General features: G+C 70.1%; 10 protein-coding genes. 4 read left to right on the plus strand and 6 right to left on the minus strand.

The window, feature by feature from the left end; all coding sequences use genetic code 11:
* Positions 1-47: 47 nt before the first annotated feature.
* Both SPF06_RS16860 and lhgO read left to right on the plus strand, forming a co-directional pair.
* A complete protein-coding gene (locus tag SPF06_RS16860; protein WP_323280296.1) occupies positions 48-2,474 on the plus strand; it encodes a PEP/pyruvate-binding domain-containing protein in 2,427 nt (808 codons plus the stop codon).
* Positions 2,471-3,679 carry an L-2-hydroxyglutarate oxidase gene (gene lhgO, locus SPF06_RS16865; protein WP_323280297.1) on the plus strand — a complete coding sequence of 403 codons (1,209 nt, stop codon included), beginning with the start codon at positions 2,471-2,473 and terminating at the stop codon, positions 3,677-3,679. The genes SPF06_RS16860 and lhgO overlap by 4 nt, the downstream gene beginning before the upstream one ends.
* Positions 3,680-3,819: 140 nt before the next feature.
* On the opposite strand, the gene SPF06_RS16870 is transcribed toward lhgO, so the two are convergent.
* Entirely contained in the window at positions 3,820-6,456 is a 2,637-nt protein-coding gene (locus tag SPF06_RS16870; protein ID WP_323280298.1) for an ATP-dependent Clp protease ATP-binding subunit, read from the minus strand.
* 106 nt (positions 6,457-6,562) lie between these two features.
* Between SPF06_RS16870 and poxB the strand changes: the two genes are divergently transcribed.
* Positions 6,563-8,287 (plus strand): ubiquinone-dependent pyruvate dehydrogenase, encoded by a 1,725-nt coding sequence (poxB, locus tag SPF06_RS16875; RefSeq protein WP_323280299.1) that lies wholly within the window; start codon positions 6,563-6,565, stop codon positions 8,285-8,287.
* Between the two features lie 67 nt (positions 8,288-8,354).
* Here the strand turns inward: poxB and SPF06_RS16880 are convergent, their stop codons facing one another.
* Positions 8,355-8,726 (minus strand): winged helix-turn-helix transcriptional regulator, encoded by a 372-nt coding sequence (locus tag SPF06_RS16880; protein WP_323280300.1) that lies wholly within the window; start codon positions 8,724-8,726, stop codon positions 8,355-8,357.
* Positions 8,727-8,808: 82 nt separating this feature from the next.
* Here SPF06_RS16880 and SPF06_RS16885 point away from each other — a divergent pair, with 82 nt between their 5' ends.
* The gene (locus SPF06_RS16885) at positions 8,809-9,420 is read left to right on the plus strand and encodes an NAD(P)-dependent oxidoreductase (RefSeq protein WP_323280301.1); all 612 of its coding nucleotides are present in this window, start codon (positions 8,809-8,811) and stop codon (positions 9,418-9,420) included.
* Positions 9,421-9,478: 58 nt separating this feature from the next.
* On the opposite strand, the gene SPF06_RS16890 is transcribed toward SPF06_RS16885, so the two are convergent.
* The 4 genes from SPF06_RS16890 to SPF06_RS16905 all read right to left on the minus strand — a co-directional run bounded on the left by SPF06_RS16890 (position 9,479) and on the right by SPF06_RS16905 (position 13,973).
* On the minus strand, positions 9,479-11,152 hold the full coding sequence (locus tag SPF06_RS16890) for an alkaline phosphatase family protein (RefSeq protein ID WP_323280302.1): 1,674 nt from the start codon (positions 11,150-11,152) through the stop codon (positions 9,479-9,481).
* A gap of 140 nt (positions 11,153-11,292) precedes the next feature.
* The gene (locus tag SPF06_RS16895; protein WP_323280303.1) at positions 11,293-12,486 is read right to left on the minus strand and encodes a globin domain-containing protein; all 1,194 of its coding nucleotides are present in this window, start codon (positions 12,484-12,486) and stop codon (positions 11,293-11,295) included.
* Positions 12,487-12,580: 94 nt separating this feature from the next.
* Complete coding sequence (locus tag SPF06_RS16900) at positions 12,581-13,039, minus strand: RrF2 family transcriptional regulator (protein ID WP_323280304.1); 459 nt, start codon at positions 13,037-13,039, stop codon at positions 12,581-12,583.
* A 40-nt stretch (positions 13,040-13,079) separates the two neighbouring features.
* Positions 13,080-13,973: a LysR family transcriptional regulator gene (locus SPF06_RS16905; protein WP_323280305.1), complete on the minus strand. Its 894-nt coding sequence runs from the start codon at positions 13,971-13,973 to the stop codon at positions 13,080-13,082.
* Between the last annotated feature and the right edge of the window lie 60 nt (positions 13,974-14,033).

Below are 14,033 nucleotides of genomic sequence, written 5' to 3' on the forward strand. Positions count from 1 at the left end.
CGGTTGGATGGTGTTCGGCGCCCCCGCGCCCGGGTAGCCTGTGGGCCATGGACGACGGCGCCTCCTCCTCGCTGCTCAAGCCCCTCGCGGCGCTTCGGGCGGCCGATCTCCCCGCCGCGGGCGGCAAGGGCGCGAACCTCGGCGAACTCATCGCGGCCGGGCTCCCCGTCCCGCCCGGCTTCGTCGTGACGACGGCGGCCTACCGCGCCCACGCCCGGGCCGCTGCCCTCGACCCCGACCGGGCGGCAGCGGACCCCGCGGCCGCCCGCGCCACGCTCGAGGGCGCGCCTCTGGATCCCGATCTCGTGCAGCAGATTGCTGCGGCGCTCGCCGAGCTCGGCCCCGCGGGCACGCGCGTCGCCGTGCGCTCGAGCGCGACGGCCGAAGACCTCCCCGGTGCCGCGTTCGCCGGCCAGCAGGACACTTTCCTCGACGTCGAAGGCCCCGACGCCGTCGCCGACGCGGTTCGCCGCTGCTGGGCCTCCCTGTGGACCGACCGGGCGGTCCAGTACCGCGAGCGGCAGGGGATCGCGCCCGCGGACGTGGCGATCGCCGTCGTCGTCCAGCGCATGGCGGACGCCGCGGCGGCTGGGGTCCTCTTCACGGCCAACCCACTTACGGGACGGCACGCCGAACTCGTCGTCGACGCGGCGCCCGGGCTCGGCGAGGCGGTCGTCTCGGGGGAGGTGACGCCGGAGCATCTCGTCCTCGGGCGCGACGGCACGGTGCGTGAGCGGACGCTTGGGCCAGGCGCGGCGCTCGTGCTGTCGGACAGCGCTGCCCGCGAGCTCGCCGAGCTCGCCGTCCGCGCCGAGCAGCACTTCGGCGTCCCGCAGGACATCGAGTGGGCGCTCGACGGCGGGAGGATCCTGCTCCTGCAGGCGCGCCCCATGACGGCGCTCCCCGTCGAGCCCCCGGAACTCAACCGGTTCCAACGCACGATGGCGCCGTTCTTCGTCGAGATGTTCCCGGTGCGGCCGTATCCGCTGGACGTCACGGCGTGGCTCGGGCCCGCGATCGAGCGGATGCTCAGCCTCATGGCGGGGAGCGTCGGCGTGCGGTTCCCGACGGTTCGCGAGCTGCTGCCGGAACGGGACGGCGTGGCGCTCCAGCTGGCACCTCCGCTCCCGCGGCCGAGCGTCCGCGTGCTCGGTGCACCGCTCTCGATCGTGCGCCGTGCGCGACGGTACCGGACGCCGGAGTGGACCGCAGACCCTCTCGTCGCCGAGTTCGAGGCCGAGGTCGCGGCCCTCGACGCCGAAGACCTGGCCGCGCTCTCATGGCACGCGCTGCTCGCCCGGGCCGATCGGTGCGCGAACGCGCTCGCGCCCGTCGCCAAGCTCCGGGTCAAGTATCTGCCCAGTTCCTTCCTGCCGGTCGCGCCGCTGCGGATCATGCTCGCGGTGCTCGGCCTGAGCGAGCTCGCGTCCGCCCTCGTGGCGGGCGCCCACACGAAGACCCGAGAGGGCAACGACGCGCTCGAGCGGCTTGCGGGCGAGGTTCGGGCCGACGGCACGCTCCGAGCGGCGGCGAGAGACCTCGCAACACCCGCCTTCCTCGACGCGATCCGCACGCGCCCCGAGTTCGGCGCGTTCCGCGAGGCCTTCGAAGCGTTCCTTGCCGAGTACGGGAGCCGGGAATCCGTGAGCATCATCATGGCGACGGCGCCGACCTGGCGAGCCGATCCGACCCCGGCGATCGGCATCATCCAGGCCCTGGCCGCCGCGCCGGCGCCGGAGCGAGATCATGATCCGGGAGCAGCGGCCCTCAGCGAGCTCCTCGCGCACCCGCTGCTCCGCACGTCCCGGGGCCAGTGCCTCGCGACCGGCCTCGTCGACGCCGCGCGGCGTGGCATGGCGTTCCGCGAGGACACGCACGTCTTGGCCGCGCGCCTCCTGACGCCGACGCGCGCGACGTTCGTCGAGCTCGGACGCCGGCTCGTCGCGGCGGGCGTGCTGCCCGCGGCCGAGGATGTCTTCCACCTCCGCCTCGACGAGCTCCGCTCGATCGGCTCGCCGGATGCCATGGACGACGGCGAGCGCGCCCGAGTGCGGAACCTCGCCGCGCGCCGCGCCGCCTTGCGCCGCGAGTACGCGGGCGTGCCGATGCTGGATCTTGCGGTCGTCGTCCCCCGCGAGGACGACGGCGGCAGCGGCGCGCTCCTGACCGGAACCGCGGCGAGCGGCGGCGTCGCCGAGGGCCCGGTGCGCATCATCCGCGGCCCGGCCGAGTTCGGGGAGCTCCGCGCGGGGGACGTGCTCGTATGTCCCAACACGAATCCTTCGTGGACACCGCTCTTCGCGCGCGCGGCCGCCGTCGTCGTCGACACGGGCGGGCTCGGCTCACACGCGGCGATCGTCGCGCGCGAGTACGGCGCCCCGGCCGTCATGGGGACGGGGCGGGGGACCGCGCTGCTCGAGGATGGGCAGCGCGTGCGGGTCGACGGGAGCCGGGGGAGGGTGGAGACGGCATGACGCAGCGCGTCGGGATTGTCGGCGGCGGGATCGTCGGGATGGCGATCGCGCGGGCCCTTGCGCTCACGGGTGCGTTCGACGTCGTCGTCCTCGAGAAGGAGCGTCGTGTCGCGGCGCATCAGACGGGGCACAATTCGGGGGTCGTGCACGCGGGGCTCTACTACCAGCCGGGATCGCTCAAGGCCCTCTTGTGTGCGCGGGGCCGCGAGCTCACGCGCGAGTTGTGCCAGGACCGCGGCCTGCCGTACCGCGAGCTCGGCAAGCTCGTCGTCGCGGTCACCCCTGACGAGGTCCCTCGGCTCGACGAGATCGAGCGGCGCGCTCGGGCCAACGGCGTGCCCGACCTCGCGCGGATCGGGCACGAGCGGATGCGGGAGCTCGAGCCGCACGTCGCGGGGGTGGCGGCGGTGCACTCACCGCACACCGCCGTCGTCGACTTCGCGGCGATCACCGAGGCGATGGCCGACGACGTGCGGCGCGCGGGCGGGCGCGTCCTCCTGGGCACCGAGGTGATCGGGGTGCGCGCGGGGGAGCCGACGACGGCGGTCGCGACTGCGGGTGGGACCCACACCTTCGATCGACTCGTCGTGTGCGCGGGGCTCCAGTCGGACCTCATCGCGCGCATGGTCGGCGCGTCGCCGTCGCCCCGGATCCTGCCGTTCCGAGGCGAATACTGGACGCTCGTGCCGCCGCGGGCCGAGCTCGTGCGCGGCATGATCTACCCGGTTCCGGACCCCCGCTTTCCCTTCCTCGGCGTGCATTTCACGCGAGGCGTGTACGACGACGTGCACGTGGGCCCCAACGCCGTTCCCGCACTCGCGCGCGAGGGGTACGGCTGGGGGAACGTGTCGCTCCGGGACACGCTCGGGTCCTTGGCGTGGCCTGGGGCGCCCGCGCTGTTTCGGAAGCACTGGCGGATGGGCCTGCGGGAGATCTCCGCGTCACTGCTGAAGCCGCTGTATTACCGGCAGGCGCGCGAGTTTGTGCCGGCGCTGCGGCCGTCCGACCTCGCGGCGAAGGCCGACTCTGGCGTGCGGGCGCAGGCGTGGAGCGCCGACGGCTCGCTCCTCGACGACTTCGCCGTCGACCAAGTCGGGTCCGTCACGCTGCTGCGCAACGCGCCCTCGCCCGCGGCGACGTCCTCGATGGCGATCGCCGAGCACGTGCTGCGCGAATACCTCGGGGTGCCGGCGCGCGAAGGGTAAGCGTGGCCACGCGTTGGGCGGAGGTGGCCGCGCGTCCCGGACGGACGCGTGGCCACATCTCGCCTGACGGGTGGCCACATCTCGCATGGCGCGTGGCCACGTCCCGCCTGACGGGTGGCCACGTCCCGCATGGCGCTTGGTTAGGCTGCCGACACGGCGGGCTCGTCTGTGCGGACGGCGAGCTCGCCGCCGTCGCCGGTCTCCTCGACGCTGACGGCCACTCGCCCGCCCTGGCCCACCGATCCCGCGACGAGCAGGTCCGCCACGCGATCCTCGAGCTCGCGCTGGATCACGCGGCGGAGCGGCCGGGCCCCGAACTCGGGCTCGTAGCCGCGCTCGGCGATCCAGTCGACGGCGGCGTCGTCGACGTCGAGCGCGATGCCCTGCGCCGCGAGCCGAGCTTCCGTGCCGCGGAGCTGGAGCCGCACGATGTCATGCAGCTGCTCGCGGGTGAGCTTCCTGAACAGCACGATCTCGTCGATGCGGTTGAGGAACTCGGGCCGCATCGTCTCGCGGAGCCGCCCCATGATCCGGGCCCGCAGCTCCGTGTCCGCGGGAGCGGCATCCGCCCCGCCGGCGGCGAAGCCGAGCGCCGCCCCGCGCGTCGCGAGGAACTCGGACCCGAGGTTGCTCGTCATGATCACCACGGAGTTGCGGAAGTCCACGGTGTGACCCTGGCCGTCGGTGAGTCGACCGTCGTCGAGCACCTGCAGGAGCAGGTTGAAGACGTCTGGGTGCGCCTTCTCGACTTCATCGAGAAGAACGACCGAGTACGGGCGCCGCCGCACGCGCTCCGTGAGCTGGCCTGCCTCCGAGTAGCCGACGTATCCGGGAGGCGCCCCGACCAGCCGGCTCACGGTATGGCGCTCGCCGAACTCGCTCATGTCGAAGCGCACCATCGCGGACTCGTCGCCGAACAACGACGCCGCGAGGGCCTTCGCGAGCTCGGTCTTGCCCACGCCGGTCGGGCCGAGGAACAGGAAGCTGCCCACAGGACGGCTCGCGTCGCCAAGCCCGGTGCGGTTGCGCCGCACCGATTTCGCGATCGCCCTCACGGCATCCTCCTGCCCCACGATGCGCTCGTGGAGCTCGTCCTCAAGGCGCGCGAGCCGCTCGCGCTCGCCTTCCGTGATGCGCGCAGCCGGGATTCCCGTGGCGCGGGCGACGACGGCGGCGATGTCGGCTTCGTCGACGGAACCCGTCGCGTCCGCCGGGTTGGCTTCAGGTGCCTCCGCCGTGGCCTCGATCTTGGCCGAGACGGCGTCGATCCCGTCACGCAGGCGCGAGGCCTCCTCGTAGTCCTCGGCGGCCACGGCGGCCGACTTCCGCTCCTCGAGCTCGGCGGCCTCCGCGAGCAGGGCCTCAAGGTCCGCGCGCGGCCCCCGGGCCAGGCTCAGCCGCGCGCCGGCCTGGTCGATGAGGTCGATCGCCTTGTCGGGCAGGTACCGGTCGGTGATGTACCGGTGGGAGAGTTCGACGGCGGCGCGGATCGCGGCATCGGTGTACGTGATGCCGTGGTGCTCCTCATAGCGGGACTTGAGCCCGTCGAGGATTGCGACCGCGTCCTCGATGCTCGGCTCGCCGACAATGACGGGCTGGAAACGCCGCTCGAGGGCGGGGTCCTTCTCGATCCTGCGGTACTCGTCGAGTGTGGTCGCGCCGATGAGGTGCAGCTCGCCGCGGGCGAGCCTCGGCTTGAGGATGTTGCTCGCGTCCATGCCGCCCTCGCCGCCACCGCCCGCGCCGACCACGGTGTGGAGCTCGTCGACGAACGCGATGACGTTGCCGTCCTCCGCGATCTCGTCCATGGTCTTCGTGAGACGCTCCTCGAAGTCTCCGCGATACCGCGTGCCAGCGAGCATCGCGGGGAGGTCGAGCGAGACGACGGTCTTGCCGTGCAGCTGCGCCGGGACATTGCCGGATGCAATCGCCTGGGCGAGGCCCTCGACGATCGCGGTCTTGCCCACGCCGGCCTCGCCGATGAGCACGGGGTTGTTCTTCGTGCGGCGGGCAAGGATCTCGATTGATTGCTCGATCTCCGAGGCGCGGCCGATCACGGGGTCCAGCTTGCCCTCGCTCGCGAGGGCCGTGAGATCGGTGCCGAATTGGTCGAGCATCGGGCTCTTGCTGGCGCCGCGACCTCCGGCGGCGGCGGGCCCGCGAGCACCCCGACGCGGGATGGGGCGAGCCGCGCGCGGCGCAGTGCCGCCGTCGTCTGTGGCGCCGGAAGCACCGTCGGACGGCTCGCCGTCCCGCGCCTGGAGCGCCTGCGGCGTGATCCCGAAGGCGCCGAGAATCTGGCCTGCGGGTGCGTCCGTGCTCAGGACTAGTGCGAGGAAGACGTGCTCGGGGTCGATGTACGTCGAGCCGAACGAGCGGGCCACCTTGTATGCGTCGAGGAGAGCGTGCTGCGCCGACTGCGTGAACGTCGGCGCGGCTGGCTTGGCCTCGGGGTCCGGCCACATCGAGGCTTCGGGAAGCCGCTCCTCGACAGCCGCGATGACCTCGGCGGGGTTCGCCCCCGCGTAGGCGATGAGGCCTGCGACGGACTCGGTCTCCGAGAGGGCACGGAGCACGTGGAGGGCGTCGACCTCGCGGTGCCCGTGCTCGATCGCGAAGCGCCCGGCGGCGTTCAGGACCTGTTGTGTTCCGCGGCTCACGAGCCGCGTGATGTCGATAGACCGGTTGGGACGGCGTGCTCCCTGGCCCTGCAGGTAGCGGGCCAGGAAGTCGTCGAACGAGCCGTTCCCGGCGGTAGGGCCGAAGTAGATCGGCATGCGTCCTCCTAGACTTGAGTCAATGTCGCTCATGTTCAACCATGTGGCCGACGGGATATTCCCGAGGGGTACCGGCTCCTACCCGGGCCGGGCTAGCGTGGGCCGCATGACGACCATCGCGAAGAACATCGTCGACACCCTCGCCGCCAACGGAATCCGCCGCGTCTACGGCCTCCCGGGAGACTCGCTCAACGGCTTCACGGATGCCCTCCGGGAGACCCCGAGCATCGAATGGGTCCACGTCCGCCACGAGGAGGCCGCCGCGTTCGCCGCGGCCGCCGAGGCGGCGCTCACGGGGGAGGTTGCCGTGTGCGCGGGCTCCGCCGGGCCGGGAAACCTGCACCTCATCAACGGCCTGTACGACGCGAACCGTTCGCGCGTGCCTGTCCTCGCCATCGCCGCGCACATCCCGAGCGCCGAGATCGGCTCGAACTATTTCCAGGAGACGCACCCGCAGGAGGTGTTCCGCGAGTGCAGCGTCTATGCCGAGCAGGTCACCGATCCCGCGCAGATGCCGCGCATCCTCGAGATCGCGCTCCGCACCGCCGTCGAGAAGCGGGGCGTCGCCGTCGTCGTCGTTTCTGGCGACGTCGCCCTCACCCAAGTCGAGAAGGAGCGGGTTGCCGTGGTGCGGCGGGCTCGGCCGCACATTGTCCCGAGCGACGATGAGCTGCGCGAGGCCGCGGGCCTCCTCAATGCCGCGGACAAGGTGACGATCCTCGCCGGGGCCGGCGTCGAAGGTGCCCACGACGAGGTGGTGGCGCTCGCGGACGCGCTCGGCGCGCCGATCGTGCACGCGTTCCGCGGCAAGGAGTTCATCGAATACGACAACCCGTTCGACGTCGGCATGACCGGCCTGCTCGGCTTCAGCTCGGGCTATCGGGCTATGGAGGCCTGCGACGCGCTCCTGATGCTCGGCACCGACTTCCCCTACCAGCAGTTCTATCCGGAGAACGCCAAGATCATCCAGGTCGACATCCGCGGCGACCAGCTCGGCCGGCGCGCGAAGCTCGATCTCGGCCTCGTCGGCGACGTCAAAGACACCGCAACTGCCCTCCTGGCGCTCCTCGAACGCAAGCACCGCCGCGCGCACCTCGACGCGTCGCTCAAGCACTACGCGAAGGCGCGCTCCAAACTCGACGACCTCGCGACGCCCACGAAGAAGGGGCAGGCGCTCCATCCGCAGCACACCACGCGCGTCCTCGACCAGCTCGCCGCCGACGACGCGGTGTTCACGGCCGACGTCGGCACGCCCGTCATCTGGGCCGCGCGTTATCTCACCATGAACGGACTACGGCGGCTGGTTGGCTCATTCACGCACGGTTCCATGGCGAACGCCCTGCCTCATGCGATGGGCGCACAGGCCGCGTTCCCCGGGCGGCAGGTCGTGGCGCTTGCGGGCGATGGCGGGCTGTCGATGCTCATGGGAGAGCTCATCACGCTCGTGCAGAACAAACTGCCGGTCAAGCTCGTGGTGTTCAACAACGCCTCGCTCAACTTCATCGAGCTCGAGATGAAGTCGGCCGGGTTCGTGAACTACGGGACGGGGCTGGACAATCCGAACTTTGCTGCGGTGGCCGAGGCCCTGGGCATCAAGGGGGTGCGGGTCAACGAGTCCTCCGAGCTCGAACGCGGCCTCAAGGAGGCCTTTGACCACGACGGCCCGGCTCTCGTCGACGTGGTGACGATCCGGCAAGAGCTCGCAATGCCCCCGACGATCACCGCCCAGCAGGCCAGCGGCTTCACGCTGTATGCGCTCCGGACCGTGCTCTCTGGCCGCGGCGACGAGGTGCTCGACCTCGCGAAGACGAACTGGCGCCGGGTCTTCTAGGGATCTGGCCACGCGTGGGCGGGATGTGGCCACGCGTGGGCGGGATGTGTGGCCACATCCCGCCGCGCTAGCCGGTCGCGGCGTCGTCGAACGCCTCCCGCGCGTCGAGGATCTTGCCGGCATGGCTCTCGGCCCATGCGCGGATGGCGTCGAGGGGCCCGAGGAGGCTCTTTCCGAGGGGCGTGAGGCGGTATTCGACGCGCACGGGCACCTCGGCGAACACGGCACGGGACACGAGGCCATCACGCTCGAGCGTGCGCAGGGTCTGGGTCAGGACCTTGGGGGTCACGCCGCCTACGGCGGTGCGCACCTCGCCGAAGCGCAGCGGCCCGTCTTTGAGGGATTCGACGATGAGCGGCGTCCATTTGTCGCCGATCCGCTGGAGCACGACGCGCGAGGGGCAGTCGGGATCCATGACGTCGAATTCGAGACTTTCCATAAGGTAACCATAGCACTTTGAAGTACTTAGTATCTCTAGGATACTGTTGGGTCATTCGTCAGGACCGAGACAAGGAGCACTCATGAAGATCGCCGTCTACGGAGCCACCGGCATGGTGGGAAGCCAGATTGTCGCCGAAGCGTCCCGCCGCGGGCACGAGGTGACCGCCATCAGCCGGAAGGGCGCCGCGGTGGAGGGTGCCGCCGTCGTCCGCGCCGCTGATCTGAGCGACCTCGAGACGTACCGTTCCGCCGCGGCGGCGAACGACGTCGTCGTCCTCGCCACATCGCCGGACCGCTCGGGCGGGCCCCTCGCGCCGTACCTCGCCGCACACCGCGCGATCGCCGGCGTTCCCACCGACGCGCGCCTGTACCTCGTGGGCGGCTTCGGCGGGCTGCAGTCGCCCGACGGGACGCGCATCAAGGACCTGCCGGACTTCCCGGCAGAGTACAAGGCCGAATCGGACATCGTGTTCGAGGCCTATGAGGCGCTTCGTGACTCCTCGGCGGGCCTGGATGTGACCGTCCAGGCGCCGGCCGCGGTGATCGCGCCGGGCGAACGTACGGGCGAGTACCGCACGGCCGTCGGCGTCCCCGCTGGCAACTTCATCTCCGCGCAGGACTACGCCGTCGCCGCGCTCGACGAGCTCGAGAAGCCGCAGTTCCGCGGCGAGCTCTTCACCGCCGCGAACTGACGCGGGCCGCGCGCCGTCGCCCTTGCGGTGCACACCCTGCAAGGGCGACGGCGCGACATCAGTACGTCGCGGCGTTCGGGAGGATGACCGGCTTGGACGGCGGCTGCGAGAAGTCGAAATCATTGACGAGGTCGCCGAGAGCCGGGCTATTCTCGCGAACGTCGGGACGGGGGTCGGGCCGCCCGTCCGTCGCGGGGTCGAGGCGCTGACCGTGGAGGAAATCGTCCTCGATGAACTTCACGTACGCGTCGTGGCTCAGGGTCTGGTGGTCGATGTACCCCTTCTTCGCGTACGGGCTGATGACGATCCCAGGTACGCGTAGTCCGTAGCCGTTCTGGTCAACGGTGGGCGGCGCCACGTGGTCGTAGAAGCCGCCCCAGTCATCCCACGAGAGGAAGATCGCGGTGCTGTCCCAGTCGGGTCCGGACATGATCGCGTTGATCAGCCCGGTCACGTAAGCCTGCCCGGCGCTGATGAGCGCTGGCGGGTGCTCGCTGACCGCCGCCGTCGGGGTGATCCAGCTCACTGAAGGAAGCGTGCCGTTCTTGGCCGCGGCATAGAAGTTGGTCAGAGACTGGATGTTGCCGAGCTGACCATCCTGCTTGACCGTGTCGAAGTATGGAAGCGGGTTCCAGATCCCCGAGGTCTTGGCGTTCTGCGGGACCGGCGCGCAGGTCATGGCCGAGTCGTTCTCGCAGTCGGGTTCCGTGCCGTTGAACACGTAGTAGCCCCACGAGACGTTCTGCTTGTGCAGCAGGTACGTCAGGTCCGTCCACGCATAGTCCGGCGGCTGGATCTGCTTCGCCGCCGTGAGCAGTTGCTGCTTGAGGCTATCCGGAAGCTGCGCGTGGTCGATCGCCGAGACGCAGCCGTCGAAAGTGTCGCCGGTCTTGCACTGCTGGGCGACGAAGGCATGCAGCTCGTCCGCGAGGCCGGGACTGATGCCCGCCGCCGCGAGCGCGTCCAAGCAGGAGGGCGTCTGCGATCCGCCGCGGCACTGGCCGATGATCGTGTTGCGGAGGCCTGAGCCGAAGTCGGGCGGGTTGGCCGGACTCTCCAGCGCGTTGACGCACGACTGGGGATCGCCGGCCGTGGTGCACTTCGCCGACCATTCCGACACCATGTACAGGTGCGCCGGGAGGCTCCAGGATGCGTTCGAAGCGAACATATGGTCCTGAAGCACGAAGTCTTTCGCGTACGCCCAATAGTTGGGCAGGTCACGACCGTCGTGGTAGCCCATGACGTCCGTGCTGCCCGCCCCCACGCACGCGGGGTCGTTGGGTGCGCAGTTGGATTGGGCGCGTTCGGCCTGGGCTACGAAGCCGTCCATCTTCCCGCCGTCGATGTCTTCCCTGGCATTGGATGCGGAGTGCGGCCCGCCGGCATTGCTGTCCGCGGGGTTGTGGTAGGGCTGCGCGCACGAGCCCTTGGCTGGGTCAGGGACGCACACCGTTGGGACACCCTGCAGCGTGGGAATCCCGTCGGCACCGGGAAACGTGCCGAAATAGCTGTCGAAGGATCGGTTCTCCTGCATGATCACGACGACGTGTTGGATCTTCGAGATGCCCGCGGCTGCGTCGGAGGCAGCTTCGGAAGCGGGGGTGGGGGTCGACGGCGTCTGGCCGTTGGCGATGGCGAAGAGCCCGCCGGTCACCACGAGAAGGAGTACGACGGCGATCCCCGCCACCGTGGCTCGCCCGCGGCGTCGTCGGACCCACGCGCGAAAGCCCACGGCATTCCTCCTTCAATGCTTGCCTCAATGCTTGTTTCCCGGATGAGGCGAAAGCTAGTCTTCGGAGCTTGGTGCAGGCTGGACGCGACCCGGCAGTTCCCGCAGGGCAGGCTGCCATGCGGGAAAGCCGGCAGAACGGGTCAGTTCGCGGAGGCGATCCAGAGATCGGGGCCGAAGACCTCGTAGTGGATCTTCCGTGCCGGGACGCCGAGGGCGATGGCCTCGGAGCGGATCTTCCGCATGAACGGGAGCGGTCCGCAGAGGAAGAGGCTCGCCCCCTCGGGCAGCGAGACATCGGCAAGGCTCATGAAGCCCTCGCGGGCGCCAGCAGCACCTGCGACCGGCGCCTCGGCGGGCTGCTCGAGCCAGAGGTGGAGTTCGGCGTCGTCGATCTTCTCGACGTCGCCGAGCATCTGCTCGCTCAGGGCCCACGCCTCGAGGCTGCGCTCGGCGTGCAGCACGAGGACTTCGCGCTCGGACCCGGCGGCCGCGAGGGAGCGGAGGATCGACGCGCTCGGCGTGCAGCCGATGCCTGCCGAGGCAAGGATGAGGGGGCCGTCGCCGTCGTCGAGCGTGACGTCGCCGTAGGGGTTGGAGAGCTCGATGATGTCGCCCACCTGGATCTTCTCGTGCAGGATCGGCGAGACCTCGCCGCCGTCGTTGTACTTCGTCGTGAACGTGCGGCGCTCGGTGGACTCGGCATCCGCAGACAGCGAGTATTGGCGGGCCTGGAGCAGCCCGTCCTCGACCGGGATCCGCACGCTCACGTACTGGCCGGGCTGGCCCGGCGTCACGGGCGTCGCGTCGGCGGGCTCGAGGACGAACGTGACGGTGCTCGCGCCCGATGCGAGCTTCTCGATGACCTTCCACGGCGCCCACATGACGTTGTTGGCCTGCCGCGCGTAGAGCCCCTTCTCGAGCTTGATGAGGGCGTCCGCCATGAGCCAGTACACCTCGGTCCAAGCCGCGGCGACCTCGGGGGTCACGGCGTCGCCGAGGTCTTCGGCGATGGCCTCGAACAGGTGCTGGTACACAATCGGGTACTGGTCTTCCGTGATCCCGAGCGAGGCGTGCTTGTGCGCGATCCGGCTCAGCACGGCCTCGGGGAGCGTTCCCGGATGTGCGACGAGGTGGGTCGCGAAGGCTGCGATCGCGCCGGCGAGGGCCTTGCGCTGCTCGCCGTTGGCCTGGTTCGCGCGGCTGAAGACGCCGTTCAGAAGCTCCGGATGTGCCGCGAACATCTTCTTGTAGAACAGCGGCGTGATCTCGCCGATGCGGCTTCCCACGAGGGGGAGGGTGGCTTCGATGACGGGACGGGCGGTGTCCGAGAGCATGGAGACTCCTCAGGTTCGAAGGTAATTCAGCATTTTTCATGCTGAATTGAACCCAAGTTTTCTACGCTCCGTAGAAGAAGGCAAATCGGGAAGGTCAGACGGCGCTGCCCGGCGGCCGCAGGCCGAGCTGGAGAAGCACGGGTTCCATCTGGCGGCGGTGGGGGAGCGAGCTGATGATCACATGGTCGAGCGCGCGATAGAACGCCTCGCGGGCCTCGCGCAAGGCCGAGCGCAGGCCGCATTGAAGGTTCAAGGGGCAGTCGCCGTTGGCGGATTCGCATTCGGTGAGGTCTTCGCGCGTGTCGAGGGCCCGGAGCACCTGGCCCACAGTCGCGCGACGCCCGGCGTCGCTGAGCTGCACGCCTCCAGCGCGCCCGCGCGTCGATTCGACGAGGCCCAGTTCGCGGAGCCTGAGGACCGCCTTGCTGACGTGGTTGTACGGCGTCCCGACGCCGTCCGCGATCGCGCGGGTCGCGAGCGGCTCGGTGTTGCCGGTCGAACTCAGCAGCATGAGCGCCCGAAGGCTCACATCCTCGAAGGCCGTCATGCGCATGGGAAGAATTCTACCCCTGAGTAGACAAACATTTGTACAATTAATCGGCTGATTCGTGGAGCAGTTTTACGAGGAGCCGCACCCCGGGGCTCGCTGACATGGTACGCCGATACGCGGCAGATACAACGCGCTTGGCCGGCTCTCCCGCGAGAGGGCGCGCGACGACCTCGGGTGGAAGGGTCCCGCGGCCGAGCCTTGGGATGAACGCCAGCGCGAGTCCCTGCGCCACGAGCTCGACGTGCGTCGCGAAATCCGGGTCGACAAATGCGACGCGCGGAGTGACACGTTCGTTCGCGAGCAGCCGCATGAGGGCCTCGTGGCAGATCGCGCCGCGCGGCTGCGAGCACCACGTTTCCTCGAGCAGCTCTGAGCGCGGGACCTTCTCGAGGGCCGCGAGGCGGTGGGTGCGCGGCAGGATGATGTCCGCCTCGTCCTCGCAGAGCGGATCGAGCGCGACATGCGCCGGCACCTCGAGCGCGACGGAGTTCCAGTTGTGGACCACCGCGAGCTGAACGTCTCCGTGGGCGACCTGGGCGACCGCCTCCGCCGGGTCCATCGCGACGACCTCGAGCCGCATCCCGGGTGCCTCGACGGCGACCCGCTTGGCGACGTGGCCGAGGAGCCCACGCGCGGCCGTCGAGAAGGACGCGACCGTGAACGTTCCCTCGGGCGCGTCGTCGGCCGCGAGCATCGACTCGACCTGTTCGATGTCCGCGAGCAGGCGCACGCCGTGCTCCACGAGGGCGCGCCCGCGTTCCGTGAGCAAGATGCCGCGTCCCTGCCGCTCGAGGAGCGCCGCACGCGATTGGCGCTCGAGCTTCTTGATCTGCTGCGAGACTGCCGAGGGGCTGAAGCCGAGGGCCTCCGCCGCCGCGACGACCGAGCCGTGGCGTTCGACGGCGGCGAGCGAGCGGAGCGCCTGGAGATCGATCATGAAGAAATCGTAGATGGTCAGCCGCACAAATCAACGCTGGTGCTTCATGGTCCGTGCCCG

Origin of the sequence: Sinomonas terricola (assembly GCF_034931225.1) — a bacterium.
Classification (GTDB): domain Bacteria; phylum Actinomycetota; class Actinomycetes; order Actinomycetales; family Micrococcaceae; genus Sinomonas; species Sinomonas terricola.